The 19,414-nt window shown below is 52.6% G+C and carries 10 protein-coding genes; 4 read left to right on the top strand and 6 right to left on the bottom strand.

Translation table 11 applies throughout. The features are described 5' to 3' along the window. Nucleotides 1-69 precede the first annotated feature (69 nt). The gene (locus K7P01_RS29290) at nucleotides 70-966 is read left to right on the top strand and encodes a VOC family protein (RefSeq protein WP_267298152.1); all 897 of its coding nucleotides are present in this window, start codon (nucleotides 70-72) and stop codon (nucleotides 964-966) included. Between the two features lie 73 nt (nucleotides 967-1,039). Here K7P01_RS29290 and K7P01_RS29285 read toward each other — a convergent pair whose 3' ends face one another. Both K7P01_RS29285 and K7P01_RS29280 read right to left on the bottom strand, forming a co-directional pair. Beyond that, nucleotides 1,040-1,969 (bottom strand): DUF2167 domain-containing protein, encoded by a 930-nt coding sequence (locus K7P01_RS29285; RefSeq protein ID WP_267298151.1) that lies wholly within the window; start codon nucleotides 1,967-1,969, stop codon nucleotides 1,040-1,042. A gap of 131 nt (nucleotides 1,970-2,100) precedes the next feature. Then, complete coding sequence (locus tag K7P01_RS29280) at nucleotides 2,101-4,545, bottom strand: ABC transporter permease (RefSeq protein WP_267298150.1); 2,445 nt, start codon at nucleotides 4,543-4,545, stop codon at nucleotides 2,101-2,103. Between the two features lie 191 nt (nucleotides 4,546-4,736). Between K7P01_RS29280 and K7P01_RS29275 the strand changes: the two genes are divergently transcribed. Beyond that, nucleotides 4,737-7,253, top strand: a complete 2,517-nt coding sequence (locus K7P01_RS29275; protein ID WP_267298149.1) for an ABC transporter permease — start codon at nucleotides 4,737-4,739, stop codon at nucleotides 7,251-7,253. A gap of 9 nt (nucleotides 7,254-7,262) precedes the next feature. On the opposite strand, the gene K7P01_RS29270 is transcribed toward K7P01_RS29275, so the two are convergent. Together K7P01_RS29270 and hemF are read right to left on the bottom strand one after the other, a co-directional pair. After that, the gene (locus K7P01_RS29270; protein WP_267298148.1) at nucleotides 7,263-8,816 is read right to left on the bottom strand and encodes a sensor histidine kinase; all 1,554 of its coding nucleotides are present in this window, start codon (nucleotides 8,814-8,816) and stop codon (nucleotides 7,263-7,265) included. 21 nt (nucleotides 8,817-8,837) lie between these two features. Then, entirely contained in the window at nucleotides 8,838-9,743 is a 906-nt protein-coding gene (hemF, locus tag K7P01_RS29265; protein ID WP_267298147.1) for an oxygen-dependent coproporphyrinogen oxidase, read from the bottom strand. A gap of 151 nt (nucleotides 9,744-9,894) precedes the next feature. Between hemF and K7P01_RS29260 the strand changes: the two genes are divergently transcribed. Further along, entirely contained in the window at nucleotides 9,895-11,991 is a 2,097-nt protein-coding gene (locus tag K7P01_RS29260; protein ID WP_267298146.1) for an alpha-ketoacid dehydrogenase subunit alpha/beta, read from the top strand. 151 nt (nucleotides 11,992-12,142) lie between these two features. Here the strand turns inward: K7P01_RS29260 and tamL are convergent, their stop codons facing one another. Then, the gene (gene tamL / locus K7P01_RS29255) at nucleotides 12,143-14,719 is read right to left on the bottom strand and encodes a translocation and assembly module lipoprotein TamL (RefSeq protein WP_267298145.1); all 2,577 of its coding nucleotides are present in this window, start codon (nucleotides 14,717-14,719) and stop codon (nucleotides 12,143-12,145) included. A gap of 9 nt (nucleotides 14,720-14,728) precedes the next feature. Between tamL and K7P01_RS29250 the strand changes: the two genes are divergently transcribed. Next, nucleotides 14,729-15,469 carry a TrmH family RNA methyltransferase gene (locus tag K7P01_RS29250; RefSeq protein WP_267298144.1) on the top strand — a complete coding sequence of 247 codons (741 nt, stop codon included), beginning with the start codon at nucleotides 14,729-14,731 and terminating at the stop codon, nucleotides 15,467-15,469. Between the two features lie 139 nt (nucleotides 15,470-15,608). On the opposite strand, the gene smc is transcribed toward K7P01_RS29250, so the two are convergent. After that, entirely contained in the window at nucleotides 15,609-19,145 is a 3,537-nt protein-coding gene (smc, locus tag K7P01_RS29245) for a chromosome segregation protein SMC (RefSeq protein ID WP_267298143.1), read from the bottom strand. Between the last annotated feature and the right edge of the window lie 269 nt (nucleotides 19,146-19,414).

The following is a 19,414-nucleotide window of genomic DNA, read 5'->3' as shown; positions in this document are numbered from 1 at the left end:
TGTCTCGTTCGCACCCCCTCGGTGCGTCGTTTTGTATGTAAGTTTGATTCATACAAAACCCAACACCGTATGCAAAAAATAACCCCGCATTTATGGTTTGACAAAGAAGCGAAGGAAGCAGCCCAATTTTATACATCGGTTTTCCCTTCGTCGAAGATCAACAGTGTAATAACCATGTACGATACGCCCTCCGGCGATTGTGACGTTGTTTGGTTCGAGCTCGCCGGCCAGCCGTTCATGTCGATTAGCGCCGGGCCGATTTTTAAATTCACACCCGCGGTTTCGTTTCTGGTAGCGTGCAGCACAAAAGAAGAAGTCGATTCGCTATGGAAGAAGCTGAATGACGGTGGCCAGGCACTGATGCCGCTGGATCAATACCCCTTCAGTGAACGGTATGGTTGGACACAAGATAAATATGGTCTCTCGTGGCAGATTATGTATTTCAACCAGGAGATCAAACAAAAGATCACGCCGGTACTGATGTTTGTAGGCGATGTCGTCGGTAAAGCCGAGGAAGCTATGCATTTTTATACTTCCGTCTTCAAAGACAGTCGTATCGGTGATATTATGCGCTATAGCAAAGGCCAGGAGCCCGACCGCGAAGGTACCGTGGCACATGCTTCATTCACCCTGGCGGGACAACAGCTCGCCGTAATGGACAGTGCGCAGCAACACAACTTTACCTTTAATGAAGCTATATCCCTGTTGGTCTATTGCAAGGATCAAAAGGAGATCGACTACTATTGGGAAAAACTGTCGGCTGTTCCGGAGGCAGAGCAATGCGGATGGCTAAAAGACAAGTTCGGCCTTTCGTGGCAGATCGTTCCCGAGTCCATGGATAAGATGATGACCGACAACGATTCTGCGCGCGTGGCCCGCGTTACTCAGGCATTTCTGAAGATGAAGAAGTTCGACCTGGCAGAACTCGAAAGAGCGTATAGTGGAGAGGTCGGCGTTCCGTCATAGCGATCTTCACCCCCCTCATTAAAAAAGCCCGCTGTCAACAGCGGGCTTTTTTAATGAGGATGGCAGCGGGCTATTAAGCTTGCGGCGCATCGTTATTATTTTCACCGCCGAAAGTGCGCACGGTAGGCGGTTCGGTTTTGCGTTTAACCCATTTCCAGATGCCTGTGAACAGTGCCATAATGCCAAGCCCGATGAGCTTGATGTTCTTCAGAATGATGGCAAAGAAACCGGCTTTCGCCAGTACCTTACCGGCAACGAGGCCACCAATCGTCCAGGCAGCTACCTCATCGACATCCGGATCGAAGTCTGCATACTTTTTGCCATCGGCATAGGTAAACGACGAGAGTACAGGGTCGATGTTAGCTTGTACGTCGGGCAGCTCATGCACCAGGGCTACAGCGTTCAGCACCAGCACGCCCTTCCGGCCCAGTATCCGCACGTTGTAGTTCAGTGTGTGTTCAACTTCCGCGCTATCGCCAAACTGGAGCTCCTTCGCCCAGTGCAGTACTTTTTTGTCGGCGTCATAATATGGCTTTGCGGCCCATCCCACCATGTGAATCGCCTCATAACCTTCTTTAACACGTTCTTCATTTATGGCCGTCTCCTCCTTCTGTATCTCTTCGAGCATCTCGTCGTAGTCGATCTCGTCGGCATCGTCGTCTTTCACGTATCCCATTTCATCGTACGTAATGATGAACGCCCACGCATCGTTGGTGATCGCCATATTTTCAGGCACGATCATGCCCAGGGTGCCGTCGCCACCCGGGTTGCCCCACAAGTCATGTATAACAAACTGCGCCTGCTTGGGATCGAGATAGCGAAATCCTTTCGGCACTTTTAATGTACCGATGTCATCGCCCAGTTGAATGTCGCCTGTTTGGTACTGGAAGGATGCTTCCAGGCTGTCTAAAAACGTGTTGGTACTATCGTTTTCACCGATAAACGCTGCGAAAGCAGGCATCATGAAAATGCCCGCCAGGAAGGTCAGTAGGAGTTTTCTCATATCGTTAGGTTGATGTTGATATTGCACATCGAAGAAAGATAGTACCGGCCAAAAACGGAAACCAAAGTAAGTTTTTCAACTAAAAACAATTTTACGGCAGTCCTATCCTCCTATAACGTTACACTACTGGCTCATTCCTGCTTCAGCGTATCAATCGGATTTTTCATGGCAGCTTTCAACACCTGGAAACTGATGGTGAAGGCAGCAATCAGCAACACCAGCAGTAACGGCGCGACAAATTGTACCCACCCTGGTGTAACGCGGTAGGCATATCCCTGCAGGCAGTGCTGCATGCTGAAATACGCGATCGGTATCGACAGCGCGGCCGCAACGGCCACCAGCCTGACCAGGTCAACAGAAAGCAGCGAAATGATATGGACTACCGAAGCACCCAATACCTTGCGGATGCCGATTTCCTTCGTGCGCTGTGTGGCCGTATACGACGACAATCCAATAAGCCCTAAACACGCCACGACAATGGCAAGTCCGGTAAAGATACTGATGATCTTTCCAAAACGCATGTCATCGTTATACTGGCGGTTGTAGCGATCTTTCATAAAGAAATATTCGAAGGCGTTTCCGGGAAAATACTTTTTATAGGTATCCTCGATGGACGCCAGCATGCTTTTTGTATCGTCTGTTTTTATTTTGATGGATGTAGCCGCATAGGTACTATAGGTGGGCATCAGCAGGGTAGGCTCCATGGGTGACTTCAGCGATTCCTGGTGAAAGTCCCGGATCACCCCGATAATGGTCCAGGTGTGCTTATCGTCCGTTAATTCTTTTCCGATGGCATCTTCCGGTGTGCTGATCCCCAAAAGCCTGGTGGCATTGACATTGAGGATGATCGATCGGATCTTGTCGTAGTCCGCCTGATGATCCGTCGGTAAAAATCCACGGCCTGCTACCAGCGACATGTTGTAAGCACCCATAAAATGATGATCGACCCCGAGATAGCTGATGGTATATTTGGAAGAAGTTTGCTCTTTCAGGTGCAGGTTAAAGCCTCGCGCCAGCCGGTCGCCAGGCAAGTTAGAGGATGTGGCAACACGCTCCACCCCGGGAAGTTGTAGCAGCGCATGTTTATAGCTTTCCACGCGCTGCATGAAACTAGAGTCCCACGCAGACAGCTCCGGCGCGTTGACAACGACGGTATTGTCGATAACCATACCGAGGTCAGCGTCGTTTATAAAATTCAATTGTTTGGACACAATGATGGTGCCCGTGATCAACGCCGCTGAAGACGTGAACTGAACAATGACCAGGGCCTTCCGGAGAAAATTACCCCGGGCGGAGCGTTGAAATTTTCCTTTAAGCACCGTAATGGGCTGGTAGGAAGAGAGAACCAGCGCCGGATAAAACCCAGACACCAGTGCGCCCAGGAGCAACAACGCCGCTACACCGAGGAGGGTTCTCGGATCCGTTGTTTGAATGACCTGCCACAGGGATAAATCATTACCGGTAATTTTGTTAAACGGCGCTTGCAGCAGCTGCGCCATCATCATGGCGACCACAAAGGCCAGGCCTGTAAGAATAAACGATTCCAAAATGAACTGCTTGATGAGTTGTGTTTTGAATGCGCCCATCACTTTGCGGAGCCCGACTTCCTTGGCACGGTCGAGTGCGCGCGAGGTCGTGAGGTTGATATAGTTGATCCACGCGATCAATAGGATGAAGAGGGCCACAATCAACATCGCCCATACGGCCTTGCCGCTCGCTACTTTGGCAATATCGTATTCATACTGAGAATAAAGGTGTGCATCGCGCAGAGGCTGCAGGTAGAATTTTTCCACGCTGCCCGAAACCTTATCGCCCTGGAAATGACGATCGCTGAAGGCAGGAAACTTGGCTTCCAGTTGCGTATAGTCCACGCCGGGTTTTAGCACCAGATAATGCCGCATATCCGACCATGTCCAGCTGTTGTCAGCCTCCATCTGGGTGGCCCGGATCAGGGTGGCATAGGATATCAGCACGTCAAACTGGATATGAGAATTAGCAGGAATGTCCCGGCATATTGCCTTTACCGTGTACGGCTCCTTGTCTGTTCCCCAGTAAAATGTTTTCCCAATCATGGACGCATAGTCGGTCCCCTGTGCGGGGAAGAATTGTTTGGCTGCATGCTCCGTCAGTACCGCCGAGAGCGGCTCTTTCAGCGCCGTAAGACGATCGCCCGCCAACATCGGAAATGAAAACACGGAAAAGAAATGTTCATCTGCAAAATGAGACTGGCCGCTCCGGATGTATTGGTCGTCGATTCGGATATTCAGGGTCCCTGCCGGCATCAGGCGGGTATATTCTTCTATCTCCGGAAAGTCCCGGACCATCGCGGGCCCGACCGCCGGGTACGTGATCGTGCCATGCTGTATCAGCTTGCCGTGCTGGAAACGGTCGTTGGTGACACGGTAGATGCGATCGATCTTGGTATGAAATGTATCGTAGCTCAATTCGTAGCGAACGAATTGAAAAATAAGAAGACACGCCGCCAGTCCGATGCCAAGCCCCAAAATATTGATACCAGAGAATACCTTGTTCTTGAGTACATTCCGAAAGGCAATGATCAGATAGTTACGCAGCATAGGGGTATAAGTTTCGTTGACTCAAACGTATAACTAAATGTATAATTATAATTGATATAAGGCAAACGCCGATAACGCAATAACGGTGTCTCCGGGATGTTCCCATTCGTACAATTTATAGTCTGATAATCATGGCGCACTGGCAATTCTTAAAAACTCTCGCTTTCTTTACTTAAACAAAATAGGGGTAAATGGCTAAGGATCTTCTGGGAAACAACCTTCGTGCCGCCGGGTTACTAAAAAACCATTTCAGATTGGCGGGTAGGCATCTGATGAAAAACAAAGGCTTCTCCCTGATCAATATTCTGGGCCTTGCCGTCGCCATCACGTCGTTCTTTTTCATTGTGGTCTATGCATCGTTTGAGATGAGCTACGATGATCTCCACGCGAATAAGGACCGTATTTACAGGATTGCGCTCAACGGACAGGAGGTTGGATCAGACGCCGGTAGCTCAGTAAAAAGTTACCCGGGCATTTACAATTTCCTGCAGGAGCTTTCCGACGTGGAGACAGCCACGCGCTTTGTGAAAATCCCGGCTAATACCGGCTTTTTATTCGGACATGACAGCAAGATGTTTAATGAATCCGGCGGACACATCAACGCCGACTCCAACTTCTTTAAAGTGTTCCCAACTTTACTGGTAAAAGGAAATGCGGCAACCGCGCTAAAAAATGCCAACAGCATTGTGATCTCCGAGTCCGTCGCCAGGAAGGTCTTTGGAAACACCGATGTGCTGGGACAACGGCTCGACCGCGTAGAGGAAAACGGCGACGCTCCGCTGATCGTGACGGGAGTCATGAGAGACATTCCAAAAAACGCGCACTTTCATGCAAGGTTTGTTTCAAAGCTCGAAGACGTATGGCCGGAAGTTTTGGAAGACGACTGGCTATCCTCTCTCATTTTTAACTATGCGTTGTTAAAAGAACATACAGACCCCGGCGCAGTTAAATCCAGGCTAAATCAAATGCTCGCGCAAAAGTCAAAGGGAATACCCAAAATCAAAGGCACGTCGGTATTTCTTCAACCGCTCAAAGACATACACCTTCAATCAAATATAAAGGATGAGTACGAAGCGAATGGCAGCGCGACACTGGTTTACCTTCTTATTGCAATCGGCGTTGTCATTATCATCATGGGCTGGATTAACTACATCAATGTCGAAACAGCGCGCTTTTTAAGAAGGGCAAAGGAGGTAGGGGTGAGGCGTATCATAGGTTCATCAAAAGTAGACCTCGGGCTTCAGTTTTTAGTTGAATTTGGTTGCGCCAATCTGTTGGCCCTGGCCATTGCCGGTATGTTGGCGATGACGTTGGCGCCCTATTTTGAAAATGTCAGTGGTATCCCCGTCGAGCTGGCGTATCGGAACACGCCGGAGCTTTGGCTGATCGCGTTCTTATTTTTTGCTGCGGGCTCGATCATCACCGGCATTTATCCGGGACTTTACCTCCTAAAACTAAATGCGGCGCACGCGTTGAAAGGAACCTTTAGCCCGCAAAAAAGTCGCGGCTTTATTCGCAAGCCGTTGCTGGTGGTGCAATTCAGCGTCTCGATCATACTGATAGCATTTCTGCTGGTGATCAACGGACAGCTGAAGTACATGCAGTTGACAAACAAAGGCGTTGACGTGGGGAGCGTGGTGGCCGTCAGAAATCCGGTGGCGTATTCCAACCAGGAAGTAATCGAAAAATACAACAACTATAAGCTACTTCGTGACAAACTGTTGCAGCGTGCATCGGTAGAAATGGTATCGACATCGTCCGCCATACCCGGAACGGAGATCGGCTTTACCTATGTGGATCTCATAAAAAGAAGCTTGAACGATCCCTACGATCCAACCCGCTACAAGACAATGTTTATAGGGGAAAACTTTATTCCATTGTATAAGATTAAATTATTGGCGGGGCGAAATTTTGAAGCGGAAGAAATCAACGAATGGAGGGAGCCCTGGGAAAGAAAAGACTGGCTAAAGATCATCCTGAACGAAAGCGCCATGAAGGCACTTGGATTCAAATCACCGGAAGACGCCGTGAACAAGACGGTCAAATTTCAGGCCTTTGATGATTTTGAAGATCACGAGATCATTGGTGTGATGGAAGACTATCACCATGAAGCGGTAAAAAATGTGATCTATCCGATGATCCTGAAGCTGAACTACAACAGCTATCAGCAAGTATACTATTCCATACGGTTCAACCCCGGAAGTAGACCGCAACAAACACTCAGCGAAATCGAACAAGCCTGGAAAGAAGTATTTCCAGGACAGCCGTTTGAGTATTTCTTCATGGACGAATACTATGACCTGCAGTTCAAATCAGAAAGACAATTTAGTCAGGTGTTCTCCGCCTTTTCAGGCATCGCGGTCTTCATCGCCTGCCTTGGCATTCTGGGAATGGCGTTGTTTGAAACCAATGCCCGCCTGAAAGAGATCAGCATACGAAAAGTACTGGGAGCGTCCGTAGCGCACCTGCTGGCGTTGCTCTTAAATGATCAGGCGCGCTGTATTATCATTTCTTGCCTGGTAGCCATTCCGGTCGTCTGGTACGGCGCGGATCGATGGCTATCCTCATACCCCGCACACACCCAGCTATCGCCCTGGATCTTTGCCATTCCACTGCTGGTGGTTGTATCCGCCGTCGCTGTTCTTTCGGGTATGCAAATCATGAACGTGGTAACACGAAATCCGGTCGATCACCTAAAAAGTGAATAAGATATAACGCTATTTCCGCACCGGGAAGAAAACTCGGAATGTCGCCCCCGCATCCACGACACTCTCCACTTCAATCCTCCCATTGAGCTTCTCCACCTGCTGTCGCACCAGGTACAGACCCAGCCCTTTGCCTTCGGTATGCGTATGAAATCGTTTATATAACTTAAATATATCACCGCCAAACCGTGTCAAGTCAATACCCAGGCCGTTATCCGCCACCTCCAGCACCGCATACTCCGCCGTATCGTGCGACGAGATTCGTATGAACGGCTTGCGATCTGGCGAACGATATTGGATCGCGTTACTCACCAGGTTATATAAAATACTATTAACGTATGCCTTGATCGACACAATCCGCTCGCACGAAAACCGCGCATCGACCTGCACATCGTTTTCCCGCAGGAACGACTTCAGCGACTGTTTGATCAGATCCAGCTCATCCTTAAAACGAACGTCTTCCAATGCCGAGAACTTATCATGCCGTATATCGATGATCTTGTTCAGATCGCGAATGATTGTCTCCAGCGACAGCGCCGACTGCTCGATCAGCTGCATAATGTTCGCTTTCTCCTCGTAGGTATCCGCCAGGCGGTGAATATTCATCAAGCCCATCATGCTTGCGACAGGGCCCCGCAGGTTGTGCGATACCGTATAGGAGAACTGTTGCAGCTCATTGTTCTGCTGCACCAGCTGTTGGTTTGTGTGCAGCAAGTCGAGGCTCTTCTCGTCAAGCGACTTTTCGAGGAAGCGGTTCTGCTCCTGTAGCGTGTTCTTCTGACGCTCGATCTCGTTGCTGGCAAGGATCAAACTTTCCTGACTTTGAATCAGCTCTTCGCTTTGCGCCTGGATTTCTTCGTTCTGCGTCTCGATGTTTTTGTTGAGCTCGTGCAGCTCGCGGTTGGTAGACTCCAGCTCGAGATTTTTCAGATTGAGGCGCGCGATCAGTAATTCGTTCCGCGCTTCAAAGCGATCGAGTACGCTCTTGAGCGACAGCGCACAACTGGTCAATAGAATATACGAGGTAAGCAACGAAAGATTATCCGCCAGGTATTGCTTCGCGGTAGGCAGCGCGTGCAGGTTACTGAAATAACGTAGGAAGATATCGACCGTCGCGAAGACCAGCGCATGCACCATCATACACGCAAACATCATCAGCTTTTCCGAACGGGTAAAGATCAATGCGGGAATGATGGAGGTTGCCATCAATACCGAATAGATGCCCGGCGAGCGGTAGTAGTCATATAGGTCGGGATGTTGTATGCGGTTCAGGAAGAGGATCGTAAGCGACGCCAGCGGAATGGCGAGGGCCAGCAGCACGCGGGCGAGGTGCACCTGCCTGGCGCGGTTCAGTATGGGGACGCTGCAGAGTACGAGTACCGTTGCCGAAAGCACCTTGGATGAAAAGCCCCACCCACGCGGCAGAAGGTATACCAGGTAGACAGAAGTAAGGATCGCCGAGATCAGGGCGATGATATTCGTCAGGATGATCGCCCGGGCATGCAGTGTAGGCATGTCCGCGGTGACGCCCGTTTGGATGAAGTTATTCCGAACAGATGATCTCATATAGGTTGTGCCGGCCTGTGCTTAGGCTATCCAGTCAATGTCTTTTTTCAACAGGTCGAGCGTGCGTTGCTCGGGCGAGTCCGGCGCGGGGTGGTGGTTGTATTCCCACCGAGCCTGGGGGGGAAGGCTCATCAGAATGGATTCGGTGCGCCCGTCGGTATCGAGCCCGAACTTCGTGCCGCGATCCCATACGAGGTTAAACTCCACGTAACGGCCCCGGCGCAGGTATTGCCATTCCTTTTGCCGTTCCGTATACGACTTGTTGTGATTGTTCTGCATATAATGAATATACAACGGCGCGAACGCTGACCCCACCGCACGGATGAACTCAAAGCGTGACGCTTTTGTAAAACCTTCGTTGTCTTTGAGGTAGTCAAAGAAAATACCGCCAATGCCGCGCGTCTCCTGCCGGTGTTTGATGTAGAAGTAGTCATCGGCCCACTTCTTGAACTCCGGGTAATAGGAGGGATGATGCTGATCGCAGACGGCCTTCAGTTGATGATGGAAATGTCGCGCATCGGCTTCATCCACGTAGTGTGGCGTCAGGTCGATGCCACCACCAAACCACCACGCGCCGTTGCTCATTTCAAAGTAACGCGTGTTCATGTGAATGATGGGCACCAGTGGGCTATGCGGATGCAGCACGATCGATACACCCGTAGCAAAGAACTCCAGCGACTCGTTGGCCGGAATTTTAAGGGAGTGTAGTACGTGCTCGGGCGCAGGACCCCACACCGCTGAGAAATTGACGCCACCCTTTTCGAGGATCTTGCCATCCGTGATCACCCGACTTACGCCACCGCCGCCACCGGGACGTTCCCAGGCGTCGGAGATAAAGGTGCCGGTGCCATCGGCTGCTTCCAACTGTGTGCAGATATCCTGCTGGAGGGTCGAGAACCAGTCGCGGATAGAGTCTCTTGTAGGCATCGTGTTCAAAATCGGATGTAAAGTTAATCCTAAATCCTTCTTGCGGTGGCATTGCCTTCCGGAAACCCTGCGGAATTAGATGAAATGCAATCGAAATCGTTTGAATCGGTCGAAATCGTGTATCTTTATCCCGAGACCAATTGTTACCATCATGGCTGTTGAAGAGACCGCAAGAGCCAGAAAGATGCTCCGGTCGGATGTTGACCGTACCATTCTTCTCGACGCTTATACCCACCTGTGCACGGCCCGGCGGATGGCCGATCTGTACGATGAACACCGCGAGGTGTGCAGCAAGTATGTGCACAGCACTTCCCGTGGCCACGAGGCCATTCAGCTTGCCGCCGGCATGCAGCTGGCGCCCCACGACTACGCCGCTCTGTATTACCGCGACGAGTCCATGCTCCTGGGCATGGGCCTGGAGCCGTACGAGCTGATGCTGCAGCTTATGGCGAAACGCGACGACCCCTTCTCCGGCGGCCGCACGTACTATGGCCACCCATCATTACGACGCCCCGGCTTCCCAACCATACCGCACCAAAGCTCTGCCACCGGCATGCAGGCTATACCGGCCACCGGCATGGCCCACGGCATTGCCTACCTCGAGTCACAAGGCCTGGCTTCCTGGCCGGCGCCGCCCGCGGTACTCTGCTCGCTCGGCGATGGCTCCGTTACCGAAGGGGAAGTCGCGGAAGCCTTCCAGATGGCCGTGCTCAAAAAGCTACCGATAGTCTACCTTGTACAAGACAACGACTGGGGTATATCGGCCACCGGCGCCGAGATGCGCGCCATGGATGCCTACGAATATGCCGCAGGCTTCAAGGGCCTCGAACGCATGACCCTCAACGGCGCGGACTTCGTCGAGTCCTATACCGGCATGCAAAAAGCAATTGCCCACGTTCGCAGCCGTAAAGGCCCTATACTGGTGCACGCCCGCTGCCCGCTGTTAGGCCACCATACCTCCGGCGTACGCCGCGAGTGGTACCGGGGCGACGACCTGTCCATCCATCAGCAGCGCGACCCGCTCGCGCACCTCGAAGCCTACCTGTTGGCCCACGGTGAAACCGAAGCAACACTCGACACCCTGCGCACACGCGCAACGGCCCGTGTAGCGGCCGACTTCCAAAAAGCCCTGGCGGCCGCTGATCCCGATCCCGCTACGTTCGACACCCACGAGTTTGCACCAACACCCATAACGGAAGAGCGCGGCCGCCGTATACCGGCCGACGCCACCAAAGTGGTGATGGTAGATGCTGCTCTGCACGCGGTCGAAGAAATACTAAAAGACCATCCCGAAGCACTGTTCTATGGCCAGGACGTTGGCGGTCGCCTCGGCGGAGTCTTCCGCGAAGCCGCTACCCTTGCCGGCAAATACGGCGATGCGCGCGTCTTCAATACGCCGATCCAGGAAGCCTATATCGTAGGTTCAACCGCCGGTATGTCTGCGGTAGGAGCGAAGCCTATTGTCGAAATCCAATTTGCCGACTATATCTGGCCCGCCATGAATCAGTTAGTAGAGGAGCTTTCGAAAAGCTGCTACCTTTCCAACGGCAAGTTCCCGATTCAGGCGCTCATCCGTGTACCCATCGGCGCCTATGGTGGGGGTGGACCCTATCACTCGGGCAGTGTGGAGTCAACGCTCCTCACCATCCGCGGCATTAAGATCGTATACCCCAGCAATGCCGCCGACATGAAAGGCCTGCTCAAAGCCGCCTTCTACGACCCCAACCCGGTTGTATTGTTAGAGCACAAAGGCCTCTACTGGTCCAAAGTCCCCGGCACCACCGACGCCAAGACCCCCGAACCCGACCACGACTATATCATCCCACTCGGCAGGGCCGCCACGGTACAGCAAGCCAACGCAGACAAAATCGCCGCTGGCGAATCCTGCGTCGTCATCACCTACGGCATGGGCGTCTACTGGACCAAAGAAGCCGCCCGCGCCTACGAAGGCCGCGTGGAAATTATAGACCTGCGCACCCTAAACCCCCTCGACTGGCAAGCCGTCATCACCGCCGTACAACGCCACGGCCGCACGTGCATCGTCACCGAAGAGCCCCTGCTAAACTCCTTCGCCGAATCGCTCGCCGGCCGCATCAGCAAAGAATGTTTCAAGCACCTGGATGCTCCGGTATGGACCATCGGCGCAGCCGACCTACCCGCGGTAGCGTTGAATGTAGACCTGGAAAAGATGATGTTGCCGAGCGCAGAGAAAGTAGCAAAAGCGTTGGGGGAACTATTACGATATTAACTGTAGGGCGAGTGTCAAACGCGTAACTGGCGCGAGTCTTAGCCCGTCTCGGGCGAAGACTCGTGCCCAGTATGGTGGCAGTCTCCGACTGCCAAACGGTTCGTTGTGAAGCCTGTAACAAATAATTTCCGGTGGTTGAAGCTATACTATATCAGAAAGGATAACCAATACCAACATTATAAATAACCGGCTCGCGATAATTCGTCCAACCATCGGCCGTCTTTGTCGCATACGGCTTAAAGAACCGCACTTTATCAAATACAAACTTATCGCCTTCTTCCCGCGCAGGGTCCCACACCTTCATCCCTACGTCCAATCGCAGAATCAGGAACGTAAAGTCAAAGCGAAGGCCAAATCCCGTTCCCACAGCAATCTCTTTATAGAACTGATCAGCCTTAAACTGCGAGTTGCCCTCTGTACCATCGTTGACCACCGTCGCGATTGTCTTCGGTCCGCCTTCTATTTGTTGTTCCGGTGGTATCAGGGTATACACTGTTTTAAACCGGCGCTGAAACGTCCAGGTGTTACCGGCGTCGATAAAGACCGCGCCGCTTACAAAACCGAACAGCTTCTGGCGTACCTCCAGGCTTGCCTCCAATAGGATCTCGGCGGGTTGCTCGATGCTATAGTCAAATAATCCGTCGTTGCGTGGATTGCCGTTGACGTCGCCACGAATGTCTATTTCCTCCGTCGTACGCGGTTTGAAGGAGCCGGGCCCCAGACGGCGCGGCCGCCAGGCGCGGATACTGTTACTACCGCCCGCAAAGAAGAATTTTTCGTAGGGAAGACTCCTGCCATCGCCATACGAGTATGCCAGCCCCGAATTAAACCGGTAGGCTACCGTGGTATTTTTGTGCAGCACGTTGATGCGCCGCATGTCGAGGCTAAAGCGAAAATACTTGAAGTAGTTCAGGTCGTACTGCGTCACGATTTTCGGATCGAGAAAGTTCCAGATCGTACCGCCGCTTTCCACTTGCGCGCGGATAAAACCCGAGCTGCGCTCAGTGTTACCGTAGTTTTTGTAATTCCACGTCACGCCAAAGATGATGCTGTTTACAAACGACGGACGGAAGGAATTGATCAGACTGAAGTTACCCTGTTCAGCCTGCTCTAAAAGCAGATCTTTGAATTCACCCGACAGGTTCGCCGTGTCGATCACGCTGAGGTTGACCGGCGTCAGCTGATAGGAGCGGCCCTTATTGTTTTGCCAGGTATAGCTGCCGACGACCGATACTGCCGTACGCCGGTACTCCGGACGATCCGTGTACGCATAACCCGCCGTAAACTTCGTCTTCGGGTTATACGCCGCATGCCGGAACCGTGTACGGTCCCGAAAAGGCCAGATAAACTGCGGAAACGTAAACGACGCGTTCACACCTGCTTCTGTGCTCTTGTAAAAGTTCTGATCACTCGTAGCAGACGCCACGCCTTCGAAACCAAACCGGCCGTTCAGGTCAAATGTCTCCATGCCCTTAAAGACATTGCGCTTCTTAAAAGAGATATTATAGAAAGGACCCGGGTAACCTTGCGTTACGTTCACACCGGCTTCGTTGCTCCACTCGTACCGCGCCAGCGGACTGGTAAAGATATTGGCGACAAACCTGCCGCCGGTAGTGTCATAGTTGATATTGACAAACTTAAAAGCGTCGATGTTGGCCAGCTGGCGTTGGGTGTTGAGCGTTAATGCACGGCTGTACTGGTCGCCCGGTTTCAGAAAGACGCGTTGGGAGAGGATCTTGAGGTTGTAATTGTCTTCGTAGTACCGGAAATGAATGTCGCGATACGAACGTTCCCGGCGCTCGCGGCGGAAGCGGCTGGTACTGGCATCGGTCGTGAAATTTACCTCGTCAATGGTAAAGCGTTTGTGAGCCTCGCGCTTCGCCGGCTCATGAATCTGTACCATAATGGCAATGCGTCGGTTGGGGCTTTCATACGCGGTGTCCATCTTAAACTCGACGTACTGACGGCTGAAATCGTAGTAACCATTATCTTTTAAAAGGATATCCAGGCGCTCACGCTCACGTGTCAGGTTGTCCTCGTCGTAGCGTTCGCCCTTTTTTAAGAAGCTGGCCCGCTCGTTCTCAATAACGGTGCGAAGAATGGCCGTATCGGAAATCTGGTAAAAAATCGAGTCGAGGTGGTAGGCGGCGCCGGGCTGAACGATATACAATACTTTTACCCGCTTGCGCAAAATGCGCGATGTATCAATGCGGGCGTGCACCTTGTTGACGAAATAGCCTTTGGAAAACAAATATCCGCGGAAGCGCCCTTCGGTAATGCTCACCAGCGAGCTGTCGAACACCGCGACGGGCTCGCCCCATTGCATGACGGTGTTACCCTCGTCGATCTTTTTGTCGAACTTCTCGAGCTTCTGTTGTTTGCGGAACTGCAAGTTGTTGATCTTACGGGGCTTGGTAGCCGCGGCGATCTTGGCGTCAAACTTCTTCTCGGCCTTCTCCTTGCGTTTGATCATCTTCTCCTGATCGTACGACCGGTAGCCGAGGTAATAAATGCCCACGAGGGGGGCGATAGGCAGGCCCAGCATCTTGCGGTTGGACTCCTGGGCGTAGAAGTTGCCCAGCTCGTCCCGGTCAATTTCGCGGGGAGCGTCGATGCGCTGCTGGTACAACAGCTTCTCGTTGTCCTTGAGATGCTTGATGCCCAGGCAGCCTGACAGCAGCGGGATGAGAGTGATAAAAAGAAAATATTTACCTTTCGAAGTTCTCACGCGTCAACCATGCTGTCAAAAGCCAGAATCAAGTTCATCAAATCATTGCAATTAAAGAAATACCGCAAACAGGAACAATGTTTTGTGGTCCAGGGCGCCAAGAGTGTTCAGGAATTATTGCATTCTGACTTCGAGACCCTGACCGTACTGGGCACTCCCGAGTTTCTGGCCACGTGTCCACCCACCGGCAAGGCTGAAGTGTTGGAAGTGACCCCCAAAGCCCTGGAAGAGCTTGGCGAGTTCCAATCCAACGACGCTGCCCTGGCCGTGGCCCGCCTGAAGCCTAACAACCTGCTTACCGTCGGCCCCGCCGAGTTTGCCCTCGCCCTCGACGACATCCGCGACCCCGGCAACCTGGGCACTATTTTACGAACCGCGGACTGGTACGGCATCCGCAAGATCATTGCCTCTTCCGAAACCGCCGACTTCTATAACGCCAAAGTGATCAGCGCCACCATGGGCTCCTTCACCCGCGTGCAGGTTTACTACACCGACCTCGAGACCTACCTGCCCACAGCAGGCTGCCCCATCTTCGGCGCCTTCCTCAACGGCTCCAACGTACACACCACCCGTTTCGGGCCTAATGGCATCGTCCTGATCGGCAATGAGTCCCGCGGCATCAGCGATGCGCTGGCGCCGTCGGTCACCCATAAAGTCACCATCCCCCGCTACGGCCAGGCCGAGTCCCTCAACGCCGCCATCGCCACCGCCATCATCTGCGATAACCTGGCACGCCAGAAGACAGTGTGAGTGTGAGAGCGGGAGCGACTACGCTCACGCTATTAAAAAAAGGCCTACCAGTTCACACCAGCAGGCCTTTCTATATACTTGAGCATTAGTCTTAGAGAACGTTGTTTTTCTTCGCTCTCGCGCTCACACTCACGCTGTCTTATACCATTTCTCTCAAATCCACCGGCACCACGCGCGACACGCCTTTCTCCACCATCGTGATACCATAGATCACGTCCGTGGAAGTCATCGTACGCTTATTGTGCGTAACGATCACAAACTGCGAGTCCTTGCTAAAGGTCCGGATAATGTTGTTGAACTTATCGATGTTGGCGTCGTCCAACGGAGCGTCCACCTCATCGAAAATACAGAACGGTGCCGGCTTAAGCAGGTACATGGAGAACAGCAGGGCCGTAGCCGTCAGCGTTTTCTCACCACCCGACAGCTGGTTGATCGTCAGCGGGCGCTTGCCTTTCGGCTTCGCGATAATATCGATCTCCGACTCCAGCGGGTTGTTCGGGTCTACCAGGCGCAGATCGCACTGGTCGTCTTCCGTAAACAACGACCGGAATACACGTACAAAGTGCTCCTTGATCTTGTTGAACGACTCCATGAAGGTTGCGCTCGCCACGCCTTCGATCTCGCCGATCGTGCTCATCAGCGATTCCTTGGCTTTGACAAGGTCGTCCTTCTGCGCCATGATGAAGTCGTTGCGTTGTTTGATCTCCGTATAGGCTTCCATCGCCATTGGGTTGATGGGACCCATGTTGTCGAGGCGGTTGCGGATCTTCTGCACTTCCTCGCGGATCTTGACCTCGTCCATGGCGCTCAGTTGCTCCGCCTCTTCGGGCGTAGCTTCTCCTACAACAGTATCCAGGTCCACATTGAACTCGACCGACAGACGCTCTTTCACCGAGTTGAGGTGCATCTTGCTTTCGTTCAGCTGGCCTTGCAGCTCGATCAACGTATTGTCGATCGCCTGACGCTGATGCTGAATTTCGCGCAGTGACTTCTCCACTTTGTCGATGGCGCCGCGGGCTTCGTAATACTCTTTCTCCGCTTCGGCCAGGCCTTTTTCCATGGCCTCTTTTTCCTCGTACATGCCCAGGAGCTCGTCGTCGTTGCTCTCGGTGTTTTCGATGATGCGTTTTACTTCCTCTTCATTTTTCTTCAGCTCTTCGACGTTGACGTCGATACGCCCGGCGCTTTGCTCCATCGACTCCTGCTTAAAGCGGATCTCCTGATCGATGCTCTTCACGCGGTTGTCCTGCTGGTGGAAGAAAATATTCTGCTCGTTATAGGCGGCAGACTTCTGCGTCAGCAGCTCGTTGTTGCTGGCCAGATCCTGTGCGATATCCGCGAGGCGCTCTTCCTGTGCTTCGTAGTCGCGTTGTATTTGTTGTGCTTTGGGCCGCAGGTCTTCCAGCTCCTGGCGCAGGGTATCGATCTTCTCGAGAATGTCTTCGCGGCGCAGGTCGGCGCTGTTCAGCATGTCGGCGAACTGCTCGCGCTTCGTGCGGAAGGAGACATACTCTTCGTTTACCTGGCGGAGGGTGTTTTGCACCTCGTCGATCTGCTGGCGGATCTTGTTGTTGCGCAGTTTCTCGAGATCGGCTTGTTTTTCCAGCAGGCTGTGACGGATGTCGTCCAGCTTGGCGGTCAGCTCCTTGATCTCCTTCTCCAGCTTTTCCATGTTCTTGGCGCGGCCGATCTTCTTACCTTCGAAGAGACCTACCGAACCACCGGAGATGCTGAACTTGCGCTTGGTGAGCTTGCCGTTCTTGGTAATGAACGTATTGTCATCGCTCACGGGCAATTGCTTCATGTCACCCTCGATGATATATACCTTGTCGAGGATGTACGCCATCAGTTTACGATACTTCTGGTCGTACTCGATAATCTCCGTTGCCGGGAAGGCGTTGTCGTAAATGCGACCCGGTGTGGGTTCGAACTTCTCGAACGAATCGAGTATAAAGAAGTGCGCTTTACCTTTCGCCGCGTCGCTCAGGATGTTGATGGCCTCGTATGCCTCCGACTCATGCTCGACGATATAGTAGTTGAGGTATTGCTCGAGGTAGTTCTCGATCGCCACGCGATACTCTTCCGACGTTGTCAGGATATCCGACAGGAGGGGAGCATTCTTGCCTACTTTTTTCTTGAGGAACTTGATGGCCTCGGGGAAACCTTCCAGGTTCTCGACCAGTGACTTGGTCAGATTATATTCGTTCTGACGGGCGTCGAGCTTACGGCCGGTCACGTTCATCTCCTCGCGGATCATTTCGATGGTTTTTTCCATCGCGGTGATGCGGCTCTGTACTTCTTCTTCCTCCTTCTTCAGGCGGTCCTGCTGCGCATTGCCTTTGTCAAGCTCTTCCTGTAAGACCTTCAGCTTATTCTCGAACTCCACCAGGCTGGCGTTTTGCAGCGACGTATCCGAGGCGGTCTTCTCCAGCTCCTGTTTGAATGATGATACCTGGATCTCGCGGATCTCTACCGACTTGTTTATCTGGAAGCTCTCTTCCTGCTTCTCGCGTTGCACACGGCGCAGCGAGTCGGTCTGCGTTTGCAGCTCGGTGGTGACGCGTTTCTGATCTTCGTACTCACCCTTCAGGCGTTCCAGCTTTTGGGTGATCTCTTCGAGAATGCCTTCGGCGGAACCACGCTCGCCCTCGAGGCTTTGCACGCTGAAGCGCGCACGCTCGTTGCTTTTCTTATCTTGCTCAATCTGATCGCGCAGGCCGTTCGCCCGGTCGTTGAGGTATTTGAGGCGTTCGTTCTTGATCTGCTTTTCGCTTTCGTATTGGCGGATCTTCGACACAAACTCGTTGATCGCCTTCTGGCGCGAGCTCAGGGTCTTTTCCTTGAGCACCAGGTCGGCTTTTTCTTTTTCAATGGAAGCTTCCTTCTCCGCGACATCGGCAGCCATACCGATCTTGCGGTCGTTCTCCGCCTGTACTTGTTTGCTGATGGCGTCGAACTTGTCCTTTTGTCTGTTGACCACCACCTTGGCCAGGGTAATGCTCTTGGCCTTATACTCGTCCTTGACGCGGTAGTATGTCTCCGTTTGCTTGGCCTGTTTCTCCAGGCTCTTCATGTTCTTCTCGATCTCGAATTGCAAGTCGGCCACGCGCTCCAGGTCGGCGTCGGTGTCTTCGAGCTTCTTGAGCGTCTCCTTCTTGCGTTTCTTAAACTTCGAGATCCCGGCCGCTTCTTCAAACAGCATGCGGCGGGAGTGATCCTTGTCGTTGAGCAGGTCGTCGACCATGCCCAGCTGGATGATGGCGTAGCTGTTCGAGGCCACACCGGTATCGAGGAACAAGTTGGTGATGTCTTTGAGACGGCATGTCACGCCGTTCAGCAGGTACTCGCTTTCACCGGTGCGGTAGAGGCGCCGGGTAATCGTGATCTGCGAATATTCTGTCGGCAGAATGTTCTTGGTATTGTTAATGGTCAGCGCCACTTCCGCCATTTGCTGGGCGCCGCGGCCGCTGGTGCCGTTGAAGATTACGTTCTCCATCTTCTCCGAGCGTAGCGCGCTGGTTTTCTGTTCCCCCAGCACCCACCGGATCGAGTCAACGACGTTCGATTTCCCACACCCATTCGGCCCGACAATGCCGGTGATCCCTTCATCAAAATTGATAACGACCTTGTCGGCAAAACTCTTGAAGCCTTTGATCTCCAGTTTCGCTAATTGCATGCTCTATCGATTGTTATAGATTGTTAAAAACCGCTGTATCCGCCTCCCATCCTGATCCGAGGGTGATGTAACCTGGTGGTAACGGCCCGTCAGGAAAGAGGGAAGTCGGCAAAGATAAGTTACCGCATCGGGCAATTCAAAATTAAAATTGTGAGACCGCCAGGACGTCAAAAACGACGTTTTGAGGTCTTTTTCACGACCATCAGCCCGAAAACGAACCGAAATTCGACGGTCGCCGCGCAGGCCGGAGATTTGGCACCCATGTGCTT

The sequence above is a fragment of the Parachryseolinea silvisoli genome (assembly GCF_021190955.1).
In the GTDB taxonomy this organism is placed as follows: domain Bacteria; phylum Bacteroidota; class Bacteroidia; order Cytophagales; family Cyclobacteriaceae; genus Ohtaekwangia; species Ohtaekwangia silvisoli.
This window is presented reverse-complemented; position numbering and strand designations above follow the sequence as displayed.